This window comes from Streptococcus sp. 2022WUSS135 (assembly GCF_044427045.1).
In the GTDB taxonomy this organism is placed as follows: Bacteria; Bacillota; Bacilli; order Lactobacillales; family Streptococcaceae; genus Streptococcus; species Streptococcus hashimotonensis.
In genome coordinates this window covers 1-26,172 of sequence record NZ_JAOTGL010000015.1, presented here as the reverse complement: position 1 = coordinate 26,172, position 26,172 = coordinate 1, and the positions used below count along the sequence as shown (strand labels likewise).

Sequence of the window (26,172 nt, the reverse complement as noted above, 5' to 3'; positions counted from 1 at the left end):
GGAAGTGATGTTGATTTTTGATGATAATCCTCATGTAGCAGTGGTGATCTGTAAACACATAAGTGAAGAGAATAAAACGATAACCTATATCAGTCACGACTTGGAAGATGGGATGTGGCAATTTCTTTGTGGAGATATTCATGACATTGCAGATGTTCAATTAATTGCTTTAGTTGAGATACTCCAGTTTGGGATAACCGAAACACTTCTAAATCAAATCCCTTATGGATTTGAGGCTTTACTTGATCAAGCAAAGAATTGGCAAATTTCTAGAAAGGTCCCCCTATGACCCCAACACAACTCTGGCAAGAATTTCTTGCCATCAATCCCCAAGCAGGTCCTGAGCCGGAGGCCTGGGCCTTTGGGGCGGAAGCTGATCGGCTGGCTGATTTGGTGGCTAGAGGCATCAAAACCTCGACCAGCTCTGCTCATGCCCTTTACGCAGTAGAGGGAGAAGAAATCCCTACAGCTGGTGGCTATGACATCATTCTTGACGGGCAAGGTCAGGCTGTGTGCATTATCCAGACCACCAAGGTCTATGTGACGCCCTTTTCCCAAGTGACGGAAAATCATGCCTATAAGGAGGGCGAGTTCCGTCAGGAAGGTGACTTGTCTGACATAAAAGCGAAAAGTCTGATTCACTGGCGACAGGTCCATGAAGAGCTTTTCACTATCTGGCTGGCAGAAGCAGGCCTATCCTTCTCAGAAGATATGCTGGTCGTCTGTGAAGAATTTGAATTGGTTTACCCTAAAAATTAGATCCTTGCTTGATTATTTTAGTTATTTATATTATAATAATATAAACTTAAACAAGGAGGTTCCTATGGATAAGGAACGTGTCATCAATTTATTGGACCAGCTTTCTTCTATTCTTGCTGGAAAAGAGGAGGAGATTGGCAAAGAGAAGACAGGGAAGTTGCAGTCGGTCTTGCTTGTTGCCAAGGAAGATGTGGCTAGTAAGGAAGGAGTGGCTTTGGCAAATAGTTTGTCAGGCTTTGTGCAGACCATTTCTAATGCTAGTCTTCCAGGTGCCAATCTCCGTTTTACAGACCAAGAACGCCCTGTTTGGGAAGAGTTTAAAGCCTTGACAGAGAAAGCAAGAGAAGATGGTCAACGAGGTCTTCATCTAATATTCTAAGGAGCTCAGGCTCCTTTTTCTATCCTAGATTGTAGCATCTTTCTTGAACCTGGCATCAAAACAGTCTAGGCTATTCAGTGAACTGATTCAGCCTAAACTTAGAAAGGGAAAAGCGAGGAAAAAGTTGGGAAGTTGGCGGTAGTCGGTTTACATCATTCAGGAACTATAGTTAGCCCAGACTAGATGTTTGGAAGTGAGAGGAATACTTTGCATTTTGTCGAGTTCTATTTCACTTCTTCCGCTATTTTCCAAAAACATCAAAATTTGCTATAATAGGAGTATATCATTGAAAAGAGAGAAAACTATGAGCAATAACTATGCAATTATCCTAGCGGCGGGTAAGGGAACTCGCATGAAGTCTGACTTGCCAAAGGTCTTACACAAAGTGGCAGGAATTACCATGTTGGAGCATGTCAAACGGGCTGTAGATGCTATGGAACCTGCTAAAACAGTAACTATTGTCGGTCACAAGGCAGAATTGGTGCAGACTGTTCTCGAAGGGCAGTCAGAGTTTGCCCTTCAATCTGAACAGTTGGGGACAGGCCACGCCGTTATGATGGCTGAGCCAGCTCTTGCAGGTTTGGAAGGTCAGACCCTTGTTATCGCAGGGGATACACCGCTGATTACAGGAGAAAGCTTGAAGAACCTCATTAACTTCCATGTCAGCCACAAGAACGTTGCGACTATCTTGACAGCTCAGGCTGATAACCCATTCGGATATGGTCGGATTATTCGCAATGCTGATGGGGAAGTGCAAAAAATTGTTGAGCAAAAAGATGCCAACGATTTTGAAAAACAAGTGAAAGAAATCAATACAGGAACCTACTTGTTTGATAATAAACGTCTTTTTGAAGCGCTTAAAGATATTAATACGGACAATGCCCAAGGTGAGTACTATCTGACAGATGTTATTTCGATTTTCCGTCAGGCAGGCGAAAAGGTTGGTGCCTATGTATTGCGTGATTTTGATGAAAGTTTGGGTGTCAATGACCGCGTCGCTCTTGCGACTGCAGAAGCTGTGATGCGCAAGCGAATCAATGAAAAACACATGATTAACGGAGTGACTTTTGTTAATCCAGAAGCGACTTATATTGACATCGATGTGGAAATCGGTGCAGAAGCTGTTATCGAAGCTAATGTTGTCTTGAAAGGTCAAACGGTGATTGGTGAACGCACTGTCTTAACCAATGGTACTCGTGTACGCGATGCGAAAATTGCAGCAGATGTAGTTATCAGCAACTCAGACATTGAAGAATCTGTCATTGAAGAAGGTGTGACGGTAGGACCATACGCCCATATTCGTCCAGGTAGTCTTTTGAAAAAAGATGTTCACGTTGGAAACTTTGTGGAAATCAAGGCTTCTACACTTGGTCAAGGAACGAAGTCTGGTCATTTGACCTATCTAGGAAATGCAACGCTTGGCAATAATGTTAACGTTGGTGCTGGTACCATCACTGTCAATTACGACGGTAAAAATAAATTTAAAACAACCGTTGGAGATAATGCCTTTGTTGGCTCTAACTCAACCATTATCGCACCAGTAACTATTGGGGACAATGCCTTGTTGGCTGCAGGTTCTGTTATTACAAAAGATATTCCAGAGGATGCCATCGGTATTGGTCGTGGTCGTCAAGAAAACAAAGAAGGTTATGCGACTCGTTTTCCGTTCCATCCAAGTCAAAAATAGGTAATCGTATGAATTTTGAAGAAAAAACCATTGAGCGGACAGAAATTTTTAAAGGGCACATTTTTGATGTAGTAGTAGATGATGTTGCCTTGCCAAATGGTGGAACTGGTAAGCGCGAACTCATTTTCCACAAGGGAGCAGTTTGCGTTTTAGCCGTCACTCCAGAAGGTAAAATGATTTTAGTCAAACAATACCGCAAGGCTATTGAACGTACTATTTATGAAATTCCGGCGGGGAAATTGGAGCTGGGCGAAGAAGATACGCTTGAAGATGCTGCTTTGCGTGAATTAGAAGAAGAAACAGGCTATACTAGTGACAAATTGACCTTGTTGGCAGATTTCTATTCAGCCATCGGTTTCTGTAATGAACGGATTCGCCTTTATTTAGCAGATAACCTTATCAAGGTTGAAAATCCTCGTCCAATGGATGAAGATGAGGTTATCGAATTACATGAGGTAACCTTGGAAGAGGCTTTGAACTTGGTGGCTACTGGCGATATTTGTGATGCAAAGACCATCATGGCTATCCAATATTTACAACTCATGAGAAAGTAGGAAACTAGCAATGGGCAAGCCCTTGTTGACGGATGAAATTTTAGAGAAAGTGAAAAAGAAACAGTATTCCGACCAATCTAGCCAGTTTGGGCACTATCGTCCAAACCAGGATATATCAATGGATGATGCTCTATTCGATCCATATCTAGAAGAAGATTATCAGGGATATGAAGAGGGACAAACGATCCGAATCCCGGTCAAACCTACTGTAGTAAAAAGTCGCCGTATCGAAACCATCAAGCGAGAAGCTTTCCGCAGTAAGGTAAACAAAATCCTTTTTTGGGTCATCATCTTACTGATAATGTTTATCATTGCAGTATTATTTATTTAGGAGAAGAGATGAAATTTGGAATTATCGCAGCCATGCCTCAGGAATTAAAGATTTTGGTCGAGCATCTACAAGATGCAACTGAAATCGATGTCTTGGGTCGAACTTACTATCAGGGACGAATCGGTCAACATGAAGTCGTTCTTGTTCAGTCAGGTATCGGTAAGGTTATGTCAGCTATGTCCGTGGCTGTTTTGGCAGATCGTTTTTCAGTTGATGTCATTGTTAATACTGGCTCGGCAGGAGCTGTTGCCGAAGGTATTGCCATCGGTGATGTGGTTGTAGCAAATCAATTGGCTTACCACGATGTGGATGTGACGGCTTTCGGCTATGCTTACGGACAAATGGCAGGGCAGGAATTATATTATCCAGCAGACCAAGCCTTGTTAGAACAGCTAAGAACCGTTTTAGCAGAGCAGGAAATGATTAGCCATGTGGGTCTGATTGTGACAGGTGACAGTTTTATCGCAGGTCAGGAGAGAATCGCTACGATCAAAACTCATTTCCCAGAAGTCCTTGCCGTAGAGATGGAAGGAGCAGCTATCGCTCAAGCAGCTGTCAATACAGGTAAGCCATTCTTGGTTATCCGTGCCATGAGTGACACAGCTCAGGGAGATGCCAATATCACCTTTGATGAATTTATTATTCAAGCAGGAGAACGTTCTGCCCAGACCTTGATTGCCTTTCTGGAGAAAAATTAAGCAGATTTTGACAACAATACATTGAAATAGGATGACAGTAGCAAAAAGTTGTTACTGTTTTTCTTATGCAGTGATTTGAGCCCGATATTATAAGGTTTCAGCCATCTGTCCCCAGACAATTTCTGATAAGAGTTATTGAAAAGCTCGTGAAAATACTTTACAATTTTGTTTAAGAAAAATAATTTAGGAGGTTGTTATGGTTCAGCGATTATTGCTTGCAAATGATTTACCTGGTGTGGGCAAGGTTGCCCTAGCCACTAGCATCCCAATTGCAGCAGCCTGTCAGGTAGAAACGATTCTTTTACCAACGGTACTACTTTCTTCTCATACGGGTGGTTTTCCAGATGTTGTCGTTGAAGATATGACTGACTTGAATCGAGCCTATTTTGAACAGTGGAAGAACTTGAATTTGGAGTTGGCAGGCATCTTGTCTGGCTACTGTAGAAATCCTCAGCAACTAAGTCAATTGGCTATGTATGCTAAACAAACAGAGACACTATTGATTGTTGATCCGGTCATGGGGGATGGAGGGAAGTTGTATACAGGTTTCACCCCTACCTATGTAGAAGCCATGAAAGAATTGATTCAGTCGGCCAAGCTCATTCTCCCCAATGTAACAGAGGCAGCTTTTTTGACAGGGAGGGATTATTTGGGAGCTTGCTACGATAGGGCGGCTATTGAGGACTTACTGGAAGCTTTAGCAGAGCAGGTGTCTGCAGATATTGTACTGACAGGGATTTCCTTTGATGATAGCCAAATAGGTGTAGCCTATTTTCAGCAGGAAACAGGGGAAATAACTACCTATATGTCTAAAAAATATCCAGCAAATTTCTTTGGAACAGGTGACATTCTATCTACCTTGTTGGCTGTAGCAACCATCCAACAAATCAATCTCCATCAAGCCATCCCACTAGCTTTAGATTTTATCGATAAGAGTTTAGAGCGTACTCTCGCTTTGGATAGAGACTTGAAATTTGGGATTTCCTTTGAACCTTTTCTAGCAGCATTACAGCAGGCATTTCAAACATTAAAGGAGAAATTATGAAACAGAATCAATTACGTCAATTAACCGAAGTTAGTTTATTTGCAGCCCTTATTTGTGTGGTTGTCTTCTTTATTCGTATTCCTTTTGGGAGTCAATTTGTCCATCTAGGCAATGCTCTGGTGGTAGTAGGAGTACTAATCTTTGGTGCCAAAAAAGGGGTATTGGCAGCCTCACTCGGTCTAGGCATCTTTGATTTACTGTCGGGATATGCTTCCGTTGCTTGGATTACCATTCTAGAATCACTCATTGTCTGTTTTGTCCTCCACTTATTTTATGAGAAATTCCTACAGGCAAACGATAGTCTATCAAATATTATGTTGGTTGGGATAGTTGCAGCCCTCACAAAAATTATCTTGAACCTGTTGAAGTACACATTGACGGGGAGTTTAGTCGGTGGACTAACGCCATCAGCATCATTTTTAGCTGCTTTGGGTCGGATTTTAGGAACCTATGGCACTGCGATTACGACCATCATTGCTGTACCTATTCTCTATCAGGTATGTAAAAAGTTATATAAGAGAAAATAATTTATATTGGTGACATTAGTTAAATTCAATATGAAAAAAGGTCAGAAGGACTACACTGTAAGTGACGAAACAAACAGGAGGTTATACTCTTTGAAAATCAAAATTATCCGTTGTCAACTTGCCTTGATGAACTCCAGTTATATCTTCGGCTTCGTTTCCTAGGCTACTTTTGATTTTCATTGAGTATTAGTACAAGTTCTTTCAAATATCGCCGCAATGTTGTCCTATCTTATAGTAGAGACAAAAATAAAAGCACAGACAATTCGGCTGTATTTCATCAAAAATCAGCTTGAATCTATCTGTGTTTTTATTGGCTAGTTCTTATACTCATGTTTGTTGCGTATTTTTTAAAGCTCGTCAGTAGAGTGGGTTAGTTTTTCCGGCGATGACTAACATCATTAATTCGTCAAGCACAAAGCCCTCACTAAGATTATACACCTAGTGAGGGCTTCATATTTATTTTCATTATTCTGTGGGGGAGGTCGGAACCATCAGGGATGCCTTTCCCAGCTTTTTTTATTATTTTTCTAAAGTAAATTCTTCATTTCCGTTAATAATGGTGGTATTTCCCTTGCGAGAATAGGAAATAATATCTTTTACGGAAATATCGTATGTAGTCAGTTGTTTGATTGCTGCGTCATTAATTTTTGTAATGGTTACTGTATGGAGGAGCTGATCGACATCTCCCTCGAAAAAGGTAGCAGAGATAGTACCAGTTTCTTGATTGTATGTGGCACCTAGTTCTTTAGCATACTCGTCTTGGTACTTATGAAATTCTTTTTCCGCCTCAGCTTGTGTAGGTAGAAATGATTTCAATTGCTTTTCATAGTCTGCTCCGAGAGCGGTTGTTAAGTATTCTTCTACGGAAATTCCCAGAGAACTTGCTTCTTTTTGTGCTTCCTCTAACATTACCTTATAGGCTTGATCCAAGGTTAATTTTGCGATTTTAGGAATATCAAAGCTTGTTGTAGCGGTGAAGACAGCTTTCTTATCTACGACTGTCATCGTATAAGTTGCATCAATCCACGTTTTATCGATACCTGGAAGTTGATTTTGTAACTCCTTGATACTGGTTTTGACAATGTCTTGTTCAGCTTGGGAATTGCGCCATGTACCGCTAATGTTGCCACTATTATATTTGAATAATGCAAGACAGGCAAAAAATACGATAATAGCGGTAAAGAGTGTGATAATAATTCTAAGGATGCGATTACGTTTCTTTTTCTGTTTCGCAACGAGTTCTTCGAAAGTTTGAGTAGATGTATTTTCCATATATTCTCCTTTTATTTCCCTATTTTTAATATACTATAGTTTGTTTGCTTTGTCAATGGTCGTAGGGATGGAAACACGCTATCTGTATGAAGAAAAAGGTATGTAACTATTTTCTTGTTGTATACATTTTTTTAAAAGCTTTTGTAAAACCTTCGCTTTAACAAGGACAATCCCTCATTTCCAAGGCTATTATATTACATTTTTTCTACTAAAAACTGACAGCAGTCGTGAAAATATGGTTTATAAAACAAATTTTTTCATACGTTTGTCGTGGAATGGAAAATTTATTCATGAACAATCATTGTCAGTTGTTTTTTCTTGCAAAAATCAAAAATAAAATATATACTAGTTAATTGTTAACTGGTTAATAAGCCTAGGAGGACAAAAATGAAAAAGAAAACAACCTTATTTGCCTTGACAGGCATTATCTTATCTTGTCATCTTTTTTTGGCGGGTTGCCAAAAAACAGAGAATACTGCAATAAATCATCAAGATGTTCAAAGTAGCAATGTCTCAAAAGTAGATGAAAATACGATTGTGGTGTCTGAAATTAAATCTAATGGCTATATGCGTCTATATGGAGAAGAGTCATACTTTTTTGAAGGTCCTATCCCGTATGCGGCACACTTTTTAAAAGATACCCTTCCAGATTCTGATTATAAATTGAATAAAGAAGATATTCAGTATCAGCTAGAGAAAGGTTATATTATAAAAGTAAATGAGCAGTACTTCTACTATCCAAAGGATAAAGATGCTAATGTAATTTCTATTTCTGAAGCTAAGAAACTCACCAAAAATCAAAAGAAACCTACTTCTCAAGCTAAAAAAGGGGTAGCTGGTGTTGATTATCCTACGGATGATGGATTTCTTTTTGAAAATGAAGGTCAAATTCTTTCAAAAACGGATGAGGGACTGGTCTTAGAACATAATGGTCATTCACATTTTATTTTCTATAAGGATTTAAAAGAAAGCAAATGGTCCTATTTGGTACCCAAAGAGTACATTGAGAATAGCCAATCCAGCTCACATTCCAAGGTAAAGCAAGCGAAGCTATCACAAACTTTTGATGATGGTTATGTATTTGATCCGAAGGATATAGTGGCTGAAGATGCGAATGGCTATACGGTACGTCATGGAGATCATTATCATTATATTTGGAAATCAAGTTTGCAACACGGACAAGGAAATACTGGGGAGACCATTGGAAAAAAGGGACAGATTACTGTTCTTGATAATCATTCGTTGCATACTCCGACCACAAGAAATAATTTCGTCCCACTCAAGTCTACCACAGAAAAAGGGCATACTTCCACTCAGTCTAATTCAAAAAAAGCTTTCCCAGGCATTGATTATCCAACAAGCGACGGTTTCATTTTTGATGGTAGTGGAGTCCAAGGTCAAACAGCGTTAGGGTTACTCATTGGCCATGGTACGCATACTCATTTAATTCCGTACAGTCATTTGATAGGAAGTCCGTGGGAGTCTTATATTCCTACTCAGTATTTAGAGACTGCTAGAGCAGAATACCATTCGTCAACTTCCACTCAAGTTGATGTAGAAATTCCGTTGTCACCACAAGAAGGTGGGAAACCTAACTCAAGTGTAGAAGAAGAACGAGAAGCTAAAAAGAGCTACCTAGCCGAAAACCTGCATGTTTCAAAAGAAAAAATCAAGGTGATAGAAACAGATGCAGGATCTGCTTTCGTTTACCCTCATGGTGACCATTCTCATACAATCTTGATTGAGAAAGTTGAAGTTGGAAAACCAATCGAAGACCCTCACGGTGACCCACATGCTCATGATAAAATTGGAATGGCTACTTTAAAACAATTAGGTTTTGATGATGAGATTATTGAAGATATTTTGCATGCTACGGCCGATACTCCTTTCCCATCTAATGAAACAGATTCCGAGAAGATGAGAGAGTGGTTAAAAACGGTAAAATATCTAAATATTGGTCAGCGAAAAGATCCGCTAAAGAGAGCCGGTCTGGACTTGATGCCAAATGTTGAAGTGTTAGGGATAGGTTTTACACCAATTGATGATGTAAAACCTATCTTGCAATTTAAAAAATTGAAACAATTATGGATGACCAGCACAGGCGTTAAGGATTATCAGTTTTTGAAAGAAATTCCAACATTGGAGGGAATTGACTTATCACAAAATGGTGTTTCTGATTTGGGCTTTTTGGAAGAATTTCCAAACTTAAAAGTAGTTTCTGCTGCAGGAAATGACATTGAAGATATCACTATTCTAGCTAAATTAAAAGCTTTGGAATCCTTAAATTTAGATCATAATAAAGTGACGGATTTATCCCCATTAGCAGATTTGTCACAATTGACAGCTGTTAGTTTAGATAATAATCGTATCACAGATTTATCTGCGCTTCAAAACAAGAAGAAGTTAACCCGTTTGTATATATCACAGAATCCTCAATTGGATATATCAACTCTAAAAACAGAGAATTTAGAAGAACTGACAGCTAATGAAAGTAATGTAAAAAATCTTCAGTTTGTAAAAAATAATCCAAACTTAACTAGTCTTACTCTTAAGAATAATAAGATCACTGAATTACAAGGGATAGAAGAAAATGAAAAATTAGTAAATCTGGATGTAGAGGGTAATCAAATTAAGACTTTGGAAATAGAGGGTAAACAAGAATCGGTTGTTCGATTAAATGTTGCAGATAATCAATTGAAGAATCTAGAAGGAGTCAATGATTACAAAGCCTTAGAAGACCTGAATGCTTCAAAAAATGATATTGAAACACTTGCCATCACAGAGCCAAATAAGACTTTGAAAACAATTGATGTGAGTGAAAATCACATTCCGAAGGAAGAATTAAATCTAAATGATAAGAAGATCCCATCTGCGATTGCAGAACATTTTCCAGCAGTTGAAGGTGGCAGTATCGAGAACAATCAACCTAAAGAAGTTGATAAGGAAGCAAAGGTAAGCGAATAATTCTCATGTTTGGTAAAGACCTAGTGTCTAAGATAGTCAACTAGTAGCTTTTTGTGTTATACTATAGAAAAATACCAAAGGAGTCATATTATGGGACTATTTTCAGGTTTACTAGGTAATGCCTCGCAAATGGATAATGATAAGATTGAACAGGAATTGGAGCATGTTCTACTGGATAATGAACAGGTTGAGATGGCATTTAGTCTAGTTCGTGATTTGATTGTTTTTACAGAATATCGATTGATTTTGGTCGATAAGCAAGGAATGACTGGGAAAAAGGTATCTTATAAATCGATTCCTTACCGCTCGATTTCACGCTTTACGGTAGAAACCTCTGGTCATTTTGACTTAGACGCTGAGCTGAAAATATGGATTTCCTCGGCTGCTGAACCTACTGAAATTCTTCAGTTTAAGAGCGATAAGAGTGTCATTGCTATTCAAAAAGCTCTGGCTTCAGCTGTCTTAGGAAAATAGGAAAAAAGTACAGAAAGTGGCTATCCGCTTTCTGCTTTTTTTGATATACTAAGGTGGACTGTTTGTGAGGAGAGAAGATGATGCAGATAAAATGGAGAGACTGCTTATTGATATGTTTTGGGGCAATCCTATATGCCCTTGTTTTGAATATGCTCATCATTCCACATGAATTTGGCGAAGGTGGGATTACTGGTGTTACCCTACTTTTGTTTTATACGACAGGGATTGAAACAAGTCTGTCCAGTTTTGTTTTGAATGGGATTTTGATTGTATTAGCCTATCGCTTTTTGAGTAAGTTAACGGTTTTCTATACTTTCTTAGCGGTTGCTACTATGTCCTTAACCATGCATTATACGACTTTTCTGCAAATAAAATGGTTGCCCCTGATTCCCTCTGCTCTCTTGGCGGGATTGGTGACAGGTTTATCAATGGCTCTAGTCATTTATGGAAACGGGTCCACGGCAGGAAGTGATATTATTGCATTGTTGTGTAATAAATATTTCAAATGGAAGATTTCCACCGTTATTCTCATTTTTGATGTATTTGTGGTAACTCCTTTGGCTTTTAAAATTGGGCTTGTAAAAACATTTTGGACATTGGTAATGGTTGTCATTATCAGTAAGAGTTTGGACTGGTTCTTGCAAGCATTGAAAAGGAATAATCATAAATAAAAATACAAGAAAAAACTAGTTGTGCATATATAGCTAGCTTTTTTGTTATAGTCGAATGAATTAACTTTCAGACAAGGAGCTGGTACTAGAGTAGGGCAAACCGAAAGTGTCGGTGTATCAAAGCTAATTCAAATGACTATAAAAATGATGGACTCCTCATGAAAACGTATTATTGAGTTTTTAAAGGTAAATACTAACTATTATTGTTAGATTGTGTTATACTTGGTAAGTTGCAAATCCAATATCAGTGGTTCGACCCTGATATCTTGTTACAAAAAAAGTTAGATAAGGTAGCTTCGCACTGCCTTTTAGAAAAGAGAATACATTGAAATTTACAGATTTACAATTGTCAGAAGACATTTTGCTTGCCGTTGAGAAGGCTGGTTTTGAAACGCCGTCACCTATCCAGGAGCAGACTATTCCGCTTGCTCTGGAAGGGAAAGATGTGATTGGTCAAGCCCAAACGGGTACAGGGAAAACTGCAGCCTTTGGTCTGCCGACCCTTAACAAAATTGACATCAATAATCAAGCAGTTCAAGCCCTGATTATTGCCCCAACGCGTGAGTTGGCGGTGCAGAGTCAGGAAGAACTCTTCAAATTTGGTCGTGAAAAGGGTGTGAAAGTCCGCTCTGTTTACGGTGGATCAAGCATTGAAAAACAAATCAAGGCCCTTCGCTCAGGTGCCCACATCGTTGTTGGTACGCCAGGGCGTTTGTTGGATCTAATCAAACGCAAGGCCCTCAAACTTGACGGCGTTGAAACCCTCATTCTTGACGAGGCTGATGAAATGCTCAACATGGGCTTTTTGGACGATATTGAAGCGATTATTGAGCGTGTGCCAGAAAGTCGCCAGACTCTCCTATTTTCTGCGACTATGCCAGAGCCAATCAAGCGTATTGGTGTCAAATTCATGAAAGAGCCTGAGCACGTTAAGATTGCGGCTAAGGAATTGACCAATGTGAACGTGGACCAATACTATATCCGTGTCAAAGAACATGAAAAATTTGACACCATGACACGCCTCATGGACGTTGACCAGCCTGAATTGTCTATCGTCTTCGGTCGTACTAAGCGCCGTGTCGATGAATTGACTCGTGGTTTGAAACTGCGTGGCTTCCGTGCAGAAGGTATCCACGGAGATTTGGACCAGAACAAACGTCTACGTGTTATTCGTGACTTTAAAAACGATCAGATTGATGTCCTTGTTGCGACGGACGTTGCGGCGCGTGGATTGGATATTTCAGGTGTAACGCATGTCTATAACTACGATATTCCACAGGACCCAGAAAGCTATGTGCACCGTATTGGTCGTACAGGTCGTGCGGGTCAATCAGGTCAGTCTATTACCTTTGTTTCGCCGAACGAGATGGGCTACTTGGCTATCATCGAAGATTTGACCAAGAAACGTATGAAAGGTCTCAAGCCAGCAACTGCTCAGGAAGCATTCGAAGCTAAGAAGAAAGTTGCTTTGAAAAAGATTGAGCGCGAAATGGCGGATGAAACTATCCGTAGCAATTTCGATAAGTTCAAGAAAGATGCAGTCAAGTTGGCAGCAGAATTTACCCCTGAAGAGTTAGCGCTTTATGTATTGACCTTGACTGTTCAGGATCCAGAAAGCCTGCCAGAGGTAGAAATTGCGCGTGAAAAACCTTTGCCATTCAAGTTTGCACCTGGTCAAGCTAAGGGCAAGGGCGGCCGTGGTGGTCGCGACCGTGATCGTGGTGGCCGTCGTGACGGTGACTGCAACCGAGACCGTGGAGGACGCCGTGGCGATCGCAACGACCGCAACCGTCGTGATGACAAGTTCAAACGTGACAACCGCCGTCAGGACAACAAAAAACCACACCAACGCACATCAAGTGAAAAGAAAACAGGCTTTGTTATCCGCAATAAAGGGGAAAGATAAGCTCAAAACCGCTTCATAATTGGAGCGGTTTTTGTTATACTAGAAGTAGCAAAACAGGAGGAAAGTCCATGGGTGTTTTGACAATGGATAGAGCCTTTGTATTCTAAAAAACAATACAAAGGAGAAGATCATGATTACTTACAAACAACATCCTCAGCTTGATTTTCAAGCTGTCCTTGACCTCTATGCTTCAGTTGGTTGGACAAATTATACTGACCGGCCTGCCATGTTACAGAAGGCTTTGGAACATAGCCTGTTTGTTCTTGCGGCCTTTGACGGTGATTGTCTCGTGGGTCTCTTGCGAGCAGTTGGTGACGGCCATTCAATCGTTTTTATTCAGGACATCTTGGTCCTGCCAACCTATCAGCGACAAGGAATTGGGCGTCAGCTTTTGGAGCAGGCCATTACCCACTTTTCAGGGATTTATCAGCTGCATCTCTTGACGGACAATACTGAGAAAACGCGGTCTTTCTATGAGGCAATTGGCTTTACAGCCGTTGATAGCCTGGACTGTGTCGCCTACACCTATTTAAAAAAATGATAACAGTTTTGAATGCAGAGGCTGGGAGACCAGCCTTTTGCTTCGAGCAAATGATTTGAATTTCAAATAAAAAAGAGTAGAATATATTTGTCAATAATTAGTAACAAAGGAGATGAACAATGGCAACTGTATTAATTGTAAAGGCCCACCCCCTCGATGCACAAAAGTCCTATGCCTTGCGGGCTTTGGAAGAGTTTCAAACTCGGTACGCGAGTTTGCACCCAGAAGATCGGATTGAAATAGTCGATGTCTTTGAGGACCAGATTCCAGCTTTGGATAAGCCTTTGTTAGAATCTATGGGAGCAGCAAAAAAAGGTATAGAAATCAGTCCTGAACAAGCGGAGCAGTTGGACCGCTACAATGCCTTGACCCAACAATTTCTTGCAGCAGATAAGATTGTCGTGGTCAATCCCCTTTGGAACCTCAATGTGCCAAGCCAGCTGGTATCCTGGATTAACACTATTAACGTTGCAGGTCTGACCTTCAAGTATGGACCAGAAGGCTCTATCGGTCTGGTCAAGGGCAAAAAATTGTTGCATATCCAGTCCAATGGTGGAGTTTACGCAGGTCAAGATCCAGCAGCCCAATACATCAAGTCTATCTTTGAGTTTCTGGGCTTTGAAGACATCCATCAGGTCTTCATCGAAGGGCAATCGGCTGATCCAAGCCAGGCTCAAGCGATATTTGAAGAAGCTATGGGGAAAATTGATACAATTTTGGAAGTATTTTAAATAAAAAGCCTCGTACTATTTTGTACGAGGTTTTTTTGTCATTTCTGCAATATAGTCTAACTTGCTCTGCCGGCTGCGTTTCTTAAAGAGTGCCTCAGCGGACAAGGCTTCCTGCTTACTAGCAAAGGCTTCTTGATAGAGCAGGCTGACAGGCAAGCGTCCGCGGGTGTACTTGGCCCCTTTCCCACGATTATGGGTAGCAAGCCGCTTCTCCACATCAGTCGTATAACCAGTATAAAGACTCCCGTCGGCACATTCCAAGACATAAAAGTAGGCCTTATTTTCCATAATAAATCTCATGAATAGCAGGAGTATAGTCGCCGTTTTCCTCGTGAACAACCAGAGGTGGCAGGATGTGCAGACCGTCCACCGAGCCGTCCTTGATAGCCTCAATCAGTAGCATATTGGCCTCCTTGCTGGCCTTGGGATAGACAAACTGGATCCGTTTGGGAGCCAGCTTGTAGGTCCTTAGCGTGTCTAAAATATCTAAAAATCGGTCGGGTCTGTGGACCATGGCCAAGCGACCATTGGATTTGAGCACCTGTTGGGCCACCTGGCAAATGCTGTCTAGGTTGGTTGCGATTTCATGTCTGGCTAGAAGATAATGCTCGCTTTCATTGAGGTTTGAACCCTCGTCTACCTTGAAGTAGGGAGGATTGCAGAGCATCAAATCCACCTTGGACCGCAAATCATACTGGGGCAGGTTTGCCAAGTCATCATTGATGATTGAAACTTGCTCCTCCAGACCATTGAGGGCGATGGAGCGGCGGTTCATGTCAGCAAGTCGTTCCTGCAACTCGACCTGAATAATCTGAGCCTTAGTACGTGTGGAGGCAAAGAGGCCCACTGCCCCATTTCCACTACAAAGGTCAACAATCAGCCCCTTCTGAGCAGGCATTTTTGGAAAACGAGAAAGGAGGACACTGTCGATCGAGTAGCTAAAAACCTCCCGGTTTTGAATAATCTGAACATCTGTCGAGAAGAGCTGGTCAATCCGCTCTCCGTCTAATAACTCAATTTTTTGCATGATTTTATTATATCATCTTTAGCAGAAAATCTCAGTCCATTTTGGAAGAAAAAAGGAGCGCATTCACCGCTCCGTTCAATCTAACTAAAAAATTCAATCCAAGCCCCGACCAGCAAGAAGGCGATACAGAGATAGATTTGCCAATTTGCTTTCAAGGTCCATTCTTTAGACCAAAAGGCACTACGGGCAGTACCGACAGTCGCAAACAGCAAGAGTGCAAGCCAGAGGCTAGGTCCCTTATTTAGCCATTCTCCTAGACTACCCAGCAATAACAGGATCATCAAATAAAAATTCAAACTCCGATAAAATTCTTTATTAAATTCCTTAAACATAGAAAATCCTCACAATACAAAGAAGGAAATGATTATCCAACTAGCAATCAATCCAATCGTCAGATAAATCTGCCATGTTTTTTTTATCCAGCTACGTGACTTAAAGAAAGCTAGATAACCAGCATAAAGTCCGACTCCAAGCTTGAGAAAATGGATAAACCAAAACGGTCCATTTACAACAGCATAAATCACTTGTAGGATACAAAGAATGGAGAAGTAAAATTCCCAAGTTCGATAAAATGTTCTATTGAATTGTTTAAACATTCTTGTCTCCTTTCAGCTATTTACCTAAAATAAAACGCAGGAAAATAATCAATACAATCAATCCGATATAGAAGATATAACCCATGCGAGTGAGCTCCTTTTCTTCTTTGAGGAAAAAAGCCCTGAAAATATGAATAGGAATGATTATTAGAATTAGGCTTGTATACCAGAGTGGCCACTGATCAAAGCTATCATTGGCAGTTGGTAGCAGAAAACAAATCCAAAATATCATAGAATAAAAATTACTGAAACGGTAGAAGTATTTGTTGAATCTGATTTTCATAATGACCACCTCTTTGTCATTATATCAAATTAATAATGGATAATCTAGCAAGTATATGTAAGGGGGGGAGATGTTGTTATAAAGAAAAACTATAACAAAGCTTGCTATTTTTCTATAAGTATTTTTGGATATTTTTCACACCAAATCTCCTATTTCATGCTAGACTAGATTGTAAGTTAGAATGGAGTAGATGTTATGACAGATTATAAGATTGATACGATTTTAGCGCATACGGGCATCAATAGCGATGAAAAAACTGGGGCATTGATTTCCCCTATTCACCTTTCGACGACCTATCAACACCCTGAGTTTGGTCAATCGACAGGTTATGACTACACGAGAACAAAAAATCCGACACGTGCCAGTCTAGAGACGACTTTGGCAGCTATTGAAAAGGCCGACTATGCCCTAGCAACGAGCTCGGGAATGGCTGCTCTGGCCTTACTTTTTAATGGTTTTCCTGTAGGGAGTCAAGTGGTAGCGGCGCGTGATTTGTACGGTGGTTCCTTCCGCTGGTTAAATGAGCAAGAGAGTATCGGTAGATTTCAATTTACCTATGCAAACACCGAGGAGGAGCTGATTGCAGCCATCACCGAAGAGACAGACTATGTTTATCTGGAGACGCCGACCAACCCACTCATGGTGGAGTTTGACATCGCCAAGGTTTCGGCTATCGCCCATGCCAAAGGTGCTAAGGTAATTGTCGATAACACTTTTTATAGCCCTATTTATCAAAATCCACTTGTTCTAGGAGCGGACGTTGTCCTACATTCAGCAACCAAGTACCTATCTGGGCATAATGATGTACTAGCTGGCGCTTTGATGACCAATGATCAAGCCCTATATGATAAGCTCTTTTATGACTAAAATACATCAGGTCCAACACTATCTCCACTGGATTCTTACTTACTCATGCGTGGACTCAAAACCCTCTCGCTTCGAATGGAGCGGGCGACACAAAATGCTCAGAAAATTGTTGCCTATTTGGAGAAGAGTCCAGCAGTCAAGCAAGTTTACTACACAGGAAAAGGTGGGATGATTTCGGTTAAAGTGGTAGATGAAAGTCGGATTCCCCATATTCTCAACACCCTGAAAGTCTTTACCTTTGCTGAAAGTCTGGGTGGAGTAGAGAGTCTGATTACCTATCCAGCCACTCAGACCCACGCAGACATTCCAGCTGAAACCCGTCATTCTTACGGTTTGACAGATGATTTGCTTCGTTTATCTATTGGTATAGAGGATGCGGAAGACTTGATTGCAGATTTAAAAATAGCCTTGGAGGGATAAGATATGACACAGTATAATTTTATAGATAGTCCGAATCGCCTATCCCAGCATGCGGAAAAATGGAGAAAAGTAGAGACGGATAAAGAACTCTTACCCTTGTGGATAGCAGATATGGACTTTGAGCCTCTACCAGAAATTCGCCAAGTTATCCGTGACTACGCAGATCATCATGTTTTTGGTTATCCTTATGCTAGTGACAGCCTCTATCAGTCCATTATTGACTGGGAAGATAGACAGCATGGCTACAAGATTGAAAGAGAGTCCATCCTGCTCATCGAAGGTGTTGTTCCTGCCTTAACTGTGGCTATTCAATCTTTGACTGAAGAAGGGGATGCAGTCCTAATTAACACGCCTGTCTACCCACCCTTTGCACGGACTGTCAAATTAAACAATCGCCAGCTTGTTACTAATTCACTTGTAAATGTGGATGGCATTTTTAGAATTGATTTTGACCAGCTTGAAAAGGACATTGTTGAGAATCAAGTGAAACTCTATATTTTCTGTAATCCACACAATCCAGGTGGTAGGGTTTGGAGCAAGGAAGAACTCTTAGCTATTGGACGTCTCTGTCAGAAACATGGCGTCGTTCTTGTCTCAGATGAAATTCATCAAGATTTGGCCTTATATGGTCACAAACATGATACCTTTAATACGGTGGATAAAAATTTCAAAGATTTTTCAATCATCTTATCATCTGCAACTAAAACATTTAACATTGCTGGAACGAAAAATAGCTTTGCTATTATTGAAAATCCAAGCATTCGCAAGACTTTCGCTAAGCGTCAATTGATAAATAATCAGCACGAGATTCCAACGATTGGCTTGTTAACCACAGAAGCTGCGTTTACTTATGGAGATGAGTGGTTGAAGGAGTTGAAGGTTATTTTGGAGAGAAATATAGACTTTGTTGAGGAGTATTTGACAACCCATACAAGGATCAAGGTCATGAAGCCCCAGGGAACCTACCTCATCTGGCTTGATTTTTCTGCTTATGAGTTAGAGCATGCGGAGCTCTTTGATATTCTTCATTGTAAAGCGAAGTTGATTTTGAATGATGGTTTGACCTTTGGTAAGGAAGGTAAGCACCATGCACGTCTAAATGTGGCAGCACCATTTGATGTCATTGAAGAAGCCTGTCAACGACTTGGAAACGTTTTTGGATAAAGAAATAAGGACTAGGTGTGAGTAAAATCACCTAATCCTTATTTTTTTGTGTTTTTCTAAATTCTGTCGGGCTCATATGGAAATAATTTTTGAAGGCCGCACTGAAGGTGAGAGGGTCTTGGTAGGTTATATCAACCTAAAAGAAAAAAACTTTGAAATTGTTGAAATAGAAGAGGGCAAAATTACCACAATTGAGTTATAATATGATTATATAGAAAGAGGGGAACTCCCCTTTTTCTTGCGTAAATAAGATTGTACAGAAAGGATCAATCAAATGTCAGAAATACTAAAAACAGATTGGTGGAAAAAATCCGTCATTTACCAAATTTACCCTCGTAGTTTTCAAGATTCAAATGGAGATGGAGTAGGGGATATTCGAGGGATTATCAGCCGATTAGATTATCTTCACGAGCTAGGAATTGATGCTATTTGGCTTAGTCCTGTTTATCAGTCCCCCATGGATGACAATGGTTACGACATCAGCGACTACCAAGGAATTGCTCCAGAATTTGGGACCATGGAAGATATGGAAGAGCTGATTGCAGAAGGCCATAAGCGCAATATCAAAATAATCATGGATTTGGTGCTCAATCATACCTCGGATGAACATTTCTGGTTTCAAGAAGCCCTCAAAGGACCAGATAATCCCTATTATGATTATTATGTTTGGGCTGATGAGCCGAATGAATTACGCTCGACCTTTTCAGGCTCTGCTTGGGAATACGTTCCACATCTGAACAAATACTATCTCCACCAATTCTCTGTTAAGCAACCAGATCTGAACTGGAAAAATCCTGCTCTGAAACAAGAAATCTGGGACATGATCAATTTTTGGATTGAAAAAGGTGTCGGCGGTTTCAGGCTAGATGTGATTGATTTGATTGGAAAAGAACCGGAAAAATTAATTACAGCCGATGGACCGACTCTCCATCCTCTTATTCAGGAATTAAATGAGAAAACCTTTGGTGCATACGATTTAGTGACTGTTGGGGAAACCTGGAGTGCCAATCCAAAAAATGCTCAGTTATATTCGCATCCTGACCGAAAAGAATTTTCGATGATTTTCCAATTTGAACATGTAGGACTTGATCAGCAGGAAGGGAAAGAAAAGTGGGATTTGGCACCGCTTGATCCAGCTCGTTTACATAACGTTCTATCCAAATGGCAGACTGAACTGGTTGGTAAAGGCTGGAACTCACTTTTCTGGAATAACCACGATTTACCTCGTGCCATTTCTCGCTTCGGTGATGATCGACCTGCATTTCGTGAACTAAGTGGTAAAATGTTGGCTATTTATCTTCATTTTATGTCAGGGACACCTTATATCTACCAAGGTGAGGAAATTGGTATGATTAATACACCGATTACGGATATTAACCAAGCGGACGATATCGAAACACGTCGCATGTATGCGGAACGGATTGAAAATGGCTTTACCAAGGAGGAATTGATTATTTCTATAAATGCCAAAGGTCGTGATAATGCTCGCCGTCCAATGCAATGGACAGGAGCAGAAGGAGCGGGCTTCAGTACAGGTCAAGCCTGGCTGGCTTTGGGAGATACTGTCAAAGACATCAACGTTGAAAAAGCACTTGCAGACAAACAATCGCTTTTCTATACCTATAAAAAATTAATCGCTCTTCGGAAAGAGTATCCTTGTATGTCTGAAGGAAAATATGAAGTGATGGAGACTGAAAATAGCTCGGTAATGGCCTACCGTAAATATGATGAACAGGATGATTTCATCATATTAGTAAACTTTTCAAGCAAGGAGCAGGCTTATACTATAGCTGTGGAAGAATATTCTATTTTCATGAACAATTATGAAAACGAAGAGGCGATTAATAAAGGGATGTTGAGACCTTTTGAAGCTATCGTTTTCAAAAAATAAATAAATTTGCCATATTCTCAAGCATTTTTTCAATTTTTTTGGTAAAATAGAAAAAACAAAAAAGAGAGGTTTTATCATCATGGGGAAATTCCAAGTCATTTCACACCCACTCATTCAGCATAAGTTGTCTATCCTTCGTCGTACATCTACTTCAACAAAGGATTTTCGTGAGTTGGTTAATGAAATCGCGATGCTGATGGGTTACGAAGTTTTGCGTGACTTGCCACTTGAAGATGTGGAGATTGAAACGCCAATCACTAAAACAGTTCAGAAACAAATTGCAGGTAAAAAATTAGCTATCGTACCAATTCTTCGTGCAGGTGTTGGTATGGTTGATGGTTTGCTAAGCTTGGTACCAGCAGCTAAAGTTGGTCACATCGGTATGTACCGCGATGAAGAAACCCTTCAACCCGTTGAGTATCTTGTGAAATTACCAGAAGATATTGATCAACGTCATATTTTTGTAGTTGACCCAATGCTTGCTACAGGTGGTTCAGCCATTCTTGCAGTTGATTCATTGAAAAAACGTGGTGCTTCAAATATCAAATTTGTTGCTCTTGTTTCAGCTCCAGAAGGTGTAAAAGCTCTTCAAGATGCACATCCAGACATTGATATTTACACAGCAGCTTTGGATGAAAAACTCAATGAAAAAGGCTACATCGTACCAGGTTTGGGAGATGCAGGTGACCGCTTGTTCGGTACAAAATAATTGATTAAAAGGAATCAGCTCTGCTGGTTTCTTTTTCATTTCCTGAAATCGTGTTTTTTATTTGACCAATTTTGACTATTCATATATAATGGGTACAGAAAATCTCGAAAAGGAGTAATTTTATGATTCCAGTAGTTATTGAACAAACTAGCCGTGGTGAGCGCTCGTATGATATTTATTCCCGTTTGCTCAAGGATCGCATTATCATGTTGACAGGACCAGTTGAGGACAACATGGCTAATTCGATTATTGCACAATTGCTTTTCCTTGATGCCCAAGATCCTACAAAGGATATTTACCTCTATGTTAATACGCCAGGAGGCTCGGTGTCAGCAGGTCTTGCCATTGTAGACACGATGAATTTCATTAAAGCTGATGTTCAAACCATCGTTATGGGAACAGCTGCGAGCATGGGAACCATCATTGCATCCAGCGGTGCCAAGGGCAAACGTTTCATGTTGCCAAATGCAGAGTACATGATTCACCAACCGATGGGTGGAACAGGTGGTGGCACTCAGCAAACAGACATGGCTATTGCAGCAGAACACCTATTAAAAACACGTAATAAGCTAGAAAAAATCTTGGCAGATAATTCAGGTAAGACAGTCAAGCAAATCCATAAGGATGCAGAACGGGATTACTGGATGTCAGCAGAAGAAACCTTGGCTTACGGATTTATTGACCAGATTATGGACAATACAAAAGTCAAATAAGCAGTGACAAATATGTAATAACACTGACTATTCCTATTAGCTCCAACTCTTTTACAGGTAGTTGGAGCTTTTCATTTGTCATTGAAAACGGTATAATATAGAAAGAGAATTTTTAGAGGAGAAGACATGTTTGAGAAGAAAAATCGCACTTGCTTAACTGTCTATTTACACTACAATCGTGATGCACGTAAACTCAGCCAATATGGAGATATTGTTTACCATTCCAAACGATTGCGATATGTTTTGGTGTATATGGATCAAGAACTAGTAGAAGCTACCATATTAAAATTGAAAAAGGAACGTTTTGTAAAAAAAGTAGTTCCTTCGTACATTAAGGAACTAGACCAAAACTTTGTAGGTAATCTATGGAGAGATGAAGAACAATCAGTCGTAGGATAGTCGGAATTAGCAGGGGATACATACCTGCTAATTTTTTGTCTTAAACAAAACATAGATTTCTAATTATCCTTTTAAATCTCATTAAATGCTCGCAAATCCTTATTCTAAAGGGCTTCGAGCATTTTTACTGTTGGAAGATACTTCACGTTTCCTTATATATTTCCTCATGAATTGACTGTCAGAAGTGGTAAATTAGTAGTAAATTCATCTGTACTACTAAGCAACAAGACGTTCCTGCTGTTTCTTTTTTTCCAAGCGGTTCATCTCTGCCATAGCAGAATCGAATGTAGCATGTGCGTAATAGTTCAGCGTCATGTTTATATTCGCATGCCCCATAATGTACTGCAATGCTTTTGGGTTCATTCCTGCATTTGCATAGTTAGTGCAGAACGTATGACGCAAAATGTGTGGAGTGATATGGGGTAGCTTATCCTCATGATATTTATTGTATTTCTTGACAAGGTTTTTCAACATACCATTGTAATCACTTGCCACTTTAGGATAGTCTTTCCCATTGAGAAAAAGGAAATTACTATAACCATCAATCACAACACATTTACGGTTCTTCCGATTCGCCAGCACTCGCTGAAACGCTTGATAGGCTTCTTCAACCATAGGAACTTGTCGTTCGCCACTTTTAGTCTTGGGAGTTTCAATGTAGTATCCATTTTCAGTATCTCGTAGTAACTGATGGTCTACCTTGACAAGACGATTTTCAAAATCCAAATCTGGAAGTGTCAGACCGCCAAACTCTGAAATACGAAGACCCGTTTTTAAGAGTATCAGGATTTCATCATAATTCTTGCTGTAGGTCTTATCAGCTTTCGCAAAGGATAACAGCTTTTCTTCCTGCTCCGTTGTCAATGCGACTTTAGGAACAGTATCATCATCAATGACGGTATTTAGCTGGAAGTCAAAGGGATTCTTCCGAACACAATCGTCTTCAATCGCAATATAGAATGAAGCCCTTAAAGAACGCTTATAGTTATTGATGGTTTGATAAGCATATCCATCTTCACTCATTCTAATCGCCCATTCTTTAGCGTCAGACGGTTTAATGCTGTCTATGCTCCTTGCACCTAACTTGTCCTTTGTCAAAATATCCATCAGATATTTCCGTCCAGTTTGCGTGCCTTTCTTCACATTGGGTCTTTGAGCATTCTGCTTTGCGTAAAGCTGACAAAGTGTCATTTTCTTTCCTACAACATCAATGCCATCATGAATGTCTTTCAGTAGCTCCGCAACTTTTTCCCGAAGAGGAACACAATCACGCTTTCCTGCTGGTACTCTGTCTGTAGCCACCAGTTTCCATGAGTAGATAAATTGCGGTTCTCCAAATGAATCTACATATTTATATAAGTATCTTCCGTCTTTTCGTTGGCTCTCCCCAGTCTTTAAAATGCGACCTTTATTGTCACGTCTTTTCTCTGACATGGCTTTCGCTCCTTTCCAAAATGGAAAGAGCCTTGATACGACTTAATGCTATTTTATCATATCCAAGACCCTTTGGCGACGCTAGATTGCGTCCAATTTATCAATAATTTTTTCAAACTGTTTTCGCTTTATCTGAATACGATTGCCATTCATAATCAGCCAATCAGCATTTTTATTTTCATCTGCCAAACGACGGAGCTTATTTTCGCCAATACGGAAATACTTAGACGCTTCTTCAATGGTCAGGGTATAACGCTCCCAGATAGGAATATCTGTCTGCTTCATAAAATCCTCCTTTCCCAATCACACGTTAGATTTCATAAAAGTAGTTTTACAAGCAATCGAACAGCTTTAGCAAAGCTCACGGGAGTTCCACCCTTGCACGGTTCTCGTCCAACTGTACTCATTGCCTGCGACGCTTTTAACGCTCGGACTATGACGATACAGGAGTATCATTATTACGATAAGAATGTCTTCGCTGGCAATCCTGCTAAAGATTACTTCTCGGATCACTGACATGAATCGCTCGCTATCTTTACAGGGCAGGTCATGGCGGTCAGCTCCGTTGGCTCTTTTCTTATCGAAATGTATTCGACTGCTGTTATTCAGTTTTCAAAGAACAGATGGCTTGTCAGCCTATCAAAACATACTGAAAGACAATATGCTTTGATGGAATAACAAACCTCCCCAATCGGGAAGTATGGAAAGCTCGTCCGCACTTCCACGAAAAGAGAGATAAATCGGTGCTACTCAATCTCAAATGACAGGATTTTTGTAATCAACCTGGTTTCCATTCGTCCACGTAAGACCTCATCAACGACCATACTTTGATTGCCATATTCATCTTTCATCAACCGTAGAGAGCGTTTAGCAATGTACCCTCTGTAATAATGTAGAATCTGGTTAATCGCTTCTGTATCGCCATCACAAGCCTTTACAATCAATGGGAATGGAATTCTGGAATATTCTTTTCTCATTCTTCGTTTTCCTCCTCCATAAACTTCTTGATTAAGGCTAGTCCGCTCATTCTATGCCGATAGACAGTAGAGCGGTTCAATTTCAGTAAATCCGCTATTTCTGAATCGCTCATGTCCATAAAATAGAACAGCAGTAGGATTTCACGCTTCTTGTCTGGCAATTCTTTTAGTGCTTCACTCAATAAATCATTTTCGATACCAACCGAAACATCAGTGAGCGTAAAAATTTGAAAATCAGATGAATAGCTGTCTGTCGTCGCAAATTGGTTGACGAGATATTCGCCAATATCCGAAAAGGACACTTCACGCTTTGCCAGCCTTGAAAGATAAAGGAAATAATTCTTCCGCTCATCGTCCATAGCTCGCATACAGATAAAATCAAACTGATGTTCAATTCTCTCTTGAAAAGAAGATGGTTTCATGTTTCTCACCCCCTTTCTTTTGAAAGGAAGTGAGCTTTGCTCTTTTATCTCCTTTCACTCTTACTCCCAATGTGAAAGGGGGATTTGTTGCATTAAGAATTGAAAAAACTTTAAAAATTATCCATAGATACAAAAAAAGCACATAGACAGATTGATTTATCTGTTTATATGCTTTAATTGTTCTTGCTATATGATGTATAAAACCACATCGATAGACGTATTTATCTATTGCTGGTGGATAACTTTTTTTGATAAGAACCCAGTAACAGGAATAAGATTGTATGTAATATATCTCATGGCAACTTCGACCTCCAACGAACCGCCATTTGAAAGTGAGAATTACGTTTTTACAGCACAAATAGCACTACCAAACAACGGCTTTTTTTTATTGGAGTTGAGTAGTGCTTGTATTAATATATAAACCTTAGGAACTCACAAACTATATAACACGTTTTTCTATACCTGTTTCAAATTTAATAGGAACAGTAAAATGTATAGAGGTGGTCTATTATGCGTAAAAAAGAAGATAAATTTGATTTTAGAGCCTTTGGTTTAGCAATCAAAGAAGCTCGAATGAAACGAGGTTTGACTCGTGAACAAGTGGGAGCATTAATTGAAATTGACCCACGGTACTTAACTAATATTGAAAATAAAGGGCAACACCCCAGCATACAAGTTCTTTATGACCTTGTATCGTTACTTCATGTTTCCGTTGATGAATTTTTCTTACC

At 40.1% G+C, this 26,172-nt stretch carries 30 protein-coding genes and 1 pseudogene; 22 read left to right on the top strand and 9 right to left on the bottom strand.

The genetic code is table 11. The features are described 5' to 3' along the window. Nucleotides 1-7: 7 nt before the first annotated feature. The 9 genes from ODU45_RS06145 (at nucleotide 8) to ODU45_RS06105 (ending at nucleotide 5,980) form a co-directional block, all read left to right on the top strand. Nucleotides 8-289: a hypothetical protein gene (locus tag ODU45_RS06145; protein WP_162495987.1), complete on the top strand. Its 282-nt coding sequence runs from the start codon at nucleotides 8-10 to the stop codon at nucleotides 287-289. Next, a complete protein-coding gene (locus ODU45_RS06140; RefSeq protein ID WP_398580969.1) occupies nucleotides 286-759 on the top strand; it encodes an ASCH domain-containing protein in 474 nt (157 codons plus the stop codon). Before ODU45_RS06145 ends, ODU45_RS06140 begins: the two co-directional genes overlap by 4 nt. 64 nt (nucleotides 760-823) lie before the next feature. Then, entirely contained in the window at nucleotides 824-1,138 is a 315-nt protein-coding gene (locus tag ODU45_RS06135) for a hypothetical protein (RefSeq protein WP_053867289.1), read from the top strand. Nucleotides 1,139-1,442: 304 nt separating this feature from the next. Further along, nucleotides 1,443-2,825 (top strand): bifunctional UDP-N-acetylglucosamine diphosphorylase/glucosamine-1-phosphate N-acetyltransferase GlmU, encoded by a 1,383-nt coding sequence (gene glmU / locus ODU45_RS06130; protein ID WP_398580968.1) that lies wholly within the window; start codon nucleotides 1,443-1,445, stop codon nucleotides 2,823-2,825. 8 nt (nucleotides 2,826-2,833) lie between these two features. Continuing rightward, nucleotides 2,834-3,379, top strand: a complete 546-nt coding sequence (locus tag ODU45_RS06125) for an NUDIX hydrolase (RefSeq protein WP_004194850.1) — start codon at nucleotides 2,834-2,836, stop codon at nucleotides 3,377-3,379. A 10-nt stretch (nucleotides 3,380-3,389) separates the two neighbouring features. Further along, on the top strand, nucleotides 3,390-3,710 hold the full coding sequence (gene macP, locus ODU45_RS06120) for a cell wall synthase accessory phosphoprotein MacP (protein WP_002936700.1): 321 nt from the start codon (nucleotides 3,390-3,392) through the stop codon (nucleotides 3,708-3,710). 8 nt (nucleotides 3,711-3,718) lie between these two features. Further along, on the top strand, nucleotides 3,719-4,408 hold the full coding sequence (locus ODU45_RS06115; RefSeq protein WP_029188668.1) for a 5'-methylthioadenosine/adenosylhomocysteine nucleosidase: 690 nt from the start codon (nucleotides 3,719-3,721) through the stop codon (nucleotides 4,406-4,408). 196 nt (nucleotides 4,409-4,604) lie between these two features. After that, complete coding sequence (locus ODU45_RS06110) at nucleotides 4,605-5,453, top strand: pyridoxamine kinase (RefSeq protein ID WP_136671183.1); 849 nt, start codon at nucleotides 4,605-4,607, stop codon at nucleotides 5,451-5,453. Further along, nucleotides 5,450-5,980 (top strand): ECF transporter S component, encoded by a 531-nt coding sequence (locus tag ODU45_RS06105; protein ID WP_136671182.1) that lies wholly within the window; start codon nucleotides 5,450-5,452, stop codon nucleotides 5,978-5,980. Before ODU45_RS06110 ends, ODU45_RS06105 begins: the two co-directional genes overlap by 4 nt. Nucleotides 5,981-6,499: 519 nt before the next feature. Here ODU45_RS06105 and ODU45_RS06100 read toward each other — a convergent pair. Then, nucleotides 6,500-7,252 carry a hypothetical protein gene (locus ODU45_RS06100; RefSeq protein WP_044759062.1) on the bottom strand — a complete coding sequence of 251 codons (753 nt, stop codon included), beginning with the start codon at nucleotides 7,250-7,252 and terminating at the stop codon, nucleotides 6,500-6,502. Nucleotides 7,253-7,639: 387 nt separating this feature from the next. Between ODU45_RS06100 and ODU45_RS06095 the strand changes: the two genes are divergently transcribed. The 6 genes from ODU45_RS06095 (at nucleotide 7,640) to ODU45_RS06070 (ending at nucleotide 14,539) form a co-directional block, all read left to right on the top strand. Further along, entirely contained in the window at nucleotides 7,640-10,216 is a 2,577-nt protein-coding gene (locus ODU45_RS06095; protein WP_398580967.1) for a pneumococcal-type histidine triad protein, read from the top strand. A gap of 90 nt (nucleotides 10,217-10,306) precedes the next feature. Then, nucleotides 10,307-10,690, top strand: a complete 384-nt coding sequence (locus ODU45_RS06090; protein WP_398580966.1) for a PH domain-containing protein — start codon at nucleotides 10,307-10,309, stop codon at nucleotides 10,688-10,690. 77 nt (nucleotides 10,691-10,767) lie between these two features. Beyond that, nucleotides 10,768-11,361: a YitT family protein gene (locus ODU45_RS06085; RefSeq protein ID WP_050796819.1), complete on the top strand. Its 594-nt coding sequence runs from the start codon at nucleotides 10,768-10,770 to the stop codon at nucleotides 11,359-11,361. Nucleotides 11,362-11,686: 325 nt separating this feature from the next. Then, nucleotides 11,687-13,267: a DEAD/DEAH box helicase gene (locus ODU45_RS06080; protein WP_398580965.1), complete on the top strand. Its 1,581-nt coding sequence runs from the start codon at nucleotides 11,687-11,689 to the stop codon at nucleotides 13,265-13,267. 130 nt (nucleotides 13,268-13,397) lie between these two features. Next, a complete protein-coding gene (locus ODU45_RS06075) occupies nucleotides 13,398-13,808 on the top strand; it encodes a GNAT family N-acetyltransferase (RefSeq protein ID WP_398580964.1) in 411 nt (136 codons plus the stop codon). A 119-nt stretch (nucleotides 13,809-13,927) separates the two neighbouring features. Further along, entirely contained in the window at nucleotides 13,928-14,539 is a 612-nt protein-coding gene (locus ODU45_RS06070; RefSeq protein WP_105179319.1) for an FMN-dependent NADH-azoreductase, read from the top strand. A 15-nt stretch (nucleotides 14,540-14,554) separates the two neighbouring features. Here ODU45_RS06070 and ODU45_RS06065 read toward each other — a convergent pair whose 3' ends face one another. The 4 genes from ODU45_RS06065 to ODU45_RS06050 all read right to left on the bottom strand — a co-directional run bounded on the left by ODU45_RS06065 (nucleotide 14,555) and on the right by ODU45_RS06050 (nucleotide 16,162). Further along, nucleotides 14,555-14,827 (bottom strand): GIY-YIG nuclease family protein, encoded by a 273-nt coding sequence (locus tag ODU45_RS06065; protein ID WP_105179318.1) that lies wholly within the window; start codon nucleotides 14,825-14,827, stop codon nucleotides 14,555-14,557. Further along, complete coding sequence (locus ODU45_RS06060) at nucleotides 14,817-15,566, bottom strand: tRNA1(Val) (adenine(37)-N6)-methyltransferase (protein WP_398580963.1); 750 nt, start codon at nucleotides 15,564-15,566, stop codon at nucleotides 14,817-14,819. Before ODU45_RS06060 ends, ODU45_RS06065 begins: the two co-directional genes overlap by 11 nt. An 80-nt stretch (nucleotides 15,567-15,646) precedes the next feature. Next, the gene (locus tag ODU45_RS06055; protein ID WP_044762743.1) at nucleotides 15,647-15,898 is read right to left on the bottom strand and encodes a hypothetical protein; all 252 of its coding nucleotides are present in this window, start codon (nucleotides 15,896-15,898) and stop codon (nucleotides 15,647-15,649) included. Between the two features lie 9 nt (nucleotides 15,899-15,907). Further along, nucleotides 15,908-16,162, bottom strand: a complete 255-nt coding sequence (locus tag ODU45_RS06050; RefSeq protein WP_398578333.1) for a hypothetical protein — start codon at nucleotides 16,160-16,162, stop codon at nucleotides 15,908-15,910. Nucleotides 16,163-16,640: 478 nt separating this feature from the next. Between ODU45_RS06050 and ODU45_RS06045 the strand changes: the two are divergent. The 6 genes and pseudogenes from ODU45_RS06045 (at nucleotide 16,641) to ODU45_RS06020 (ending at nucleotide 22,608) form a co-directional block, all read left to right on the top strand. Continuing rightward, nucleotides 16,641-17,732, top strand: a pseudogene (locus ODU45_RS06045) (cystathionine gamma-synthase). A 3-nt stretch (nucleotides 17,733-17,735) separates the two neighbouring features. Then, entirely contained in the window at nucleotides 17,736-18,896 is a 1,161-nt protein-coding gene (locus ODU45_RS06040; RefSeq protein ID WP_398580962.1) for a MalY/PatB family protein, read from the top strand. A gap of 274 nt (nucleotides 18,897-19,170) precedes the next feature. Then, nucleotides 19,171-20,787 carry an alpha,alpha-phosphotrehalase gene (locus ODU45_RS06035; RefSeq protein ID WP_398580961.1) on the top strand — a complete coding sequence of 539 codons (1,617 nt, stop codon included), beginning with the start codon at nucleotides 19,171-19,173 and terminating at the stop codon, nucleotides 20,785-20,787. A gap of 79 nt (nucleotides 20,788-20,866) precedes the next feature. Further along, the gene (gene upp, locus ODU45_RS06030; RefSeq protein WP_012027487.1) at nucleotides 20,867-21,496 is read left to right on the top strand and encodes a uracil phosphoribosyltransferase; all 630 of its coding nucleotides are present in this window, start codon (nucleotides 20,867-20,869) and stop codon (nucleotides 21,494-21,496) included. Nucleotides 21,497-21,597: 101 nt separating this feature from the next. Further along, a complete protein-coding gene (locus tag ODU45_RS06025) occupies nucleotides 21,598-22,209 on the top strand; it encodes an ATP-dependent Clp protease proteolytic subunit (protein ID WP_223375679.1) in 612 nt (203 codons plus the stop codon). Nucleotides 22,210-22,335: 126 nt separating this feature from the next. After that, nucleotides 22,336-22,608, top strand: a complete 273-nt coding sequence (locus ODU45_RS06020) for a YlbG family protein (protein WP_024381609.1) — start codon at nucleotides 22,336-22,338, stop codon at nucleotides 22,606-22,608. A 216-nt stretch (nucleotides 22,609-22,824) separates the two neighbouring features. Here the strand turns inward: ODU45_RS06020 and ODU45_RS06015 are convergent, their stop codons facing one another. The 4 genes from ODU45_RS06015 to ODU45_RS06000 all read right to left on the bottom strand — a co-directional run bounded on the left by ODU45_RS06015 (nucleotide 22,825) and on the right by ODU45_RS06000 (nucleotide 25,441). After that, on the bottom strand, nucleotides 22,825-24,042 hold the full coding sequence (locus ODU45_RS06015) for a tyrosine-type recombinase/integrase (protein ID WP_001291569.1): 1,218 nt from the start codon (nucleotides 24,040-24,042) through the stop codon (nucleotides 22,825-22,827). Between the two features lie 81 nt (nucleotides 24,043-24,123). Continuing rightward, nucleotides 24,124-24,327, bottom strand: a complete 204-nt coding sequence (locus tag ODU45_RS06010; protein ID WP_000814510.1) for an excisionase — start codon at nucleotides 24,325-24,327, stop codon at nucleotides 24,124-24,126. A 461-nt stretch (nucleotides 24,328-24,788) separates the two neighbouring features. Continuing rightward, nucleotides 24,789-25,019, bottom strand: a complete 231-nt coding sequence (locus tag ODU45_RS06005) for a helix-turn-helix domain-containing protein (protein WP_001224508.1) — start codon at nucleotides 25,017-25,019, stop codon at nucleotides 24,789-24,791. Next, nucleotides 25,016-25,441, bottom strand: coding sequence for a sigma-70 family RNA polymerase sigma factor (locus ODU45_RS06000; RefSeq protein ID WP_000804877.1), 426 nt, complete (start codon nucleotides 25,439-25,441; stop codon nucleotides 25,016-25,018). Before ODU45_RS06000 ends, ODU45_RS06005 begins: the two co-directional genes overlap by 4 nt. Before the next feature lie 510 nt (nucleotides 25,442-25,951). Between ODU45_RS06000 and ODU45_RS05995 the strand changes: the two genes are divergently transcribed. Further along, the coding region (locus ODU45_RS05995) for a helix-turn-helix domain-containing protein (RefSeq protein WP_398580960.1) at nucleotides 25,952-26,172 on the top strand (221 nt) is incomplete at its 3' end.

Bases quoted from the DNA above. Each gene is read 5' to 3' on its own strand.
- ODU45_RS06145 (WP_162495987.1), top strand. From the start codon at position 8: ATGTTGATTTTTGATGATAATCCTCATGTAGCAGTGGTGATCTGTAAA.
- ODU45_RS06140 (WP_398580969.1), top strand. From the start codon at position 286: ATGACCCCAACACAACTCTGGCAAGAATTTCTTGCCATCAATCCCCAA.
- ODU45_RS06135 (WP_053867289.1), top strand. From the start codon at position 824: ATGGATAAGGAACGTGTCATCAATTTATTGGACCAGCTTTCTTCTATT.
- glmU (WP_398580968.1), top strand. From the start codon at position 1,443: ATGAGCAATAACTATGCAATTATCCTAGCGGCGGGTAAGGGAACTCGC.
- ODU45_RS06125 (WP_004194850.1), top strand. From the start codon at position 2,834: ATGAATTTTGAAGAAAAAACCATTGAGCGGACAGAAATTTTTAAAGGG.
- macP (WP_002936700.1), top strand. From the start codon at position 3,390: ATGGGCAAGCCCTTGTTGACGGATGAAATTTTAGAGAAAGTGAAAAAG.
- ODU45_RS06115 (WP_029188668.1), top strand. From the start codon at position 3,719: ATGAAATTTGGAATTATCGCAGCCATGCCTCAGGAATTAAAGATTTTG.
- ODU45_RS06110 (WP_136671183.1), top strand. From the start codon at position 4,605: ATGGTTCAGCGATTATTGCTTGCAAATGATTTACCTGGTGTGGGCAAG.
- ODU45_RS06105 (WP_136671182.1), top strand. From the start codon at position 5,450: ATGAAACAGAATCAATTACGTCAATTAACCGAAGTTAGTTTATTTGCA.
- ODU45_RS06100 (WP_044759062.1), bottom strand. From the start codon at position 7,252: ATGGAAAATACATCTACTCAAACTTTCGAAGAACTCGTTGCGAAACAG.
- ODU45_RS06095 (WP_398580967.1), top strand. From the start codon at position 7,640: ATGAAAAAGAAAACAACCTTATTTGCCTTGACAGGCATTATCTTATCT.
- ODU45_RS06090 (WP_398580966.1), top strand. From the start codon at position 10,307: ATGGGACTATTTTCAGGTTTACTAGGTAATGCCTCGCAAATGGATAAT.
- ODU45_RS06085 (WP_050796819.1), top strand. From the start codon at position 10,768: ATGATGCAGATAAAATGGAGAGACTGCTTATTGATATGTTTTGGGGCA.
- ODU45_RS06075 (WP_398580964.1), top strand. From the start codon at position 13,398: ATGATTACTTACAAACAACATCCTCAGCTTGATTTTCAAGCTGTCCTT.
- ODU45_RS06070 (WP_105179319.1), top strand. From the start codon at position 13,928: ATGGCAACTGTATTAATTGTAAAGGCCCACCCCCTCGATGCACAAAAG.
- ODU45_RS06065 (WP_105179318.1), bottom strand. From the start codon at position 14,827: ATGGAAAATAAGGCCTACTTTTATGTCTTGGAATGTGCCGACGGGAGT.
- ODU45_RS06060 (WP_398580963.1), bottom strand. From the start codon at position 15,566: ATGCAAAAAATTGAGTTATTAGACGGAGAGCGGATTGACCAGCTCTTC.
- ODU45_RS06055 (WP_044762743.1), bottom strand. From the start codon at position 15,898: ATGTTTAAGGAATTTAATAAAGAATTTTATCGGAGTTTGAATTTTTAT.
- ODU45_RS06050 (WP_398578333.1), bottom strand. From the start codon at position 16,162: ATGTTTAAACAATTCAATAGAACATTTTATCGAACTTGGGAATTTTAC.
- ODU45_RS06040 (WP_398580962.1), top strand. From the start codon at position 17,736: ATGACACAGTATAATTTTATAGATAGTCCGAATCGCCTATCCCAGCAT.
- ODU45_RS06035 (WP_398580961.1), top strand. From the start codon at position 19,171: ATGTCAGAAATACTAAAAACAGATTGGTGGAAAAAATCCGTCATTTAC.
- upp (WP_012027487.1), top strand. From the start codon at position 20,867: ATGGGGAAATTCCAAGTCATTTCACACCCACTCATTCAGCATAAGTTG.
- ODU45_RS06020 (WP_024381609.1), top strand. From the start codon at position 22,336: ATGTTTGAGAAGAAAAATCGCACTTGCTTAACTGTCTATTTACACTAC.
- ODU45_RS06015 (WP_001291569.1), bottom strand. From the start codon at position 24,042: ATGTCAGAGAAAAGACGTGACAATAAAGGTCGCATTTTAAAGACTGGG.
- ODU45_RS06010 (WP_000814510.1), bottom strand. From the start codon at position 24,327: ATGAAGCAGACAGATATTCCTATCTGGGAGCGTTATACCCTGACCATT.
- ODU45_RS06005 (WP_001224508.1), bottom strand. From the start codon at position 25,019: ATGAGAAAAGAATATTCCAGAATTCCATTCCCATTGATTGTAAAGGCT.
- ODU45_RS06000 (WP_000804877.1), bottom strand. From the start codon at position 25,441: ATGAAACCATCTTCTTTTCAAGAGAGAATTGAACATCAGTTTGATTTT.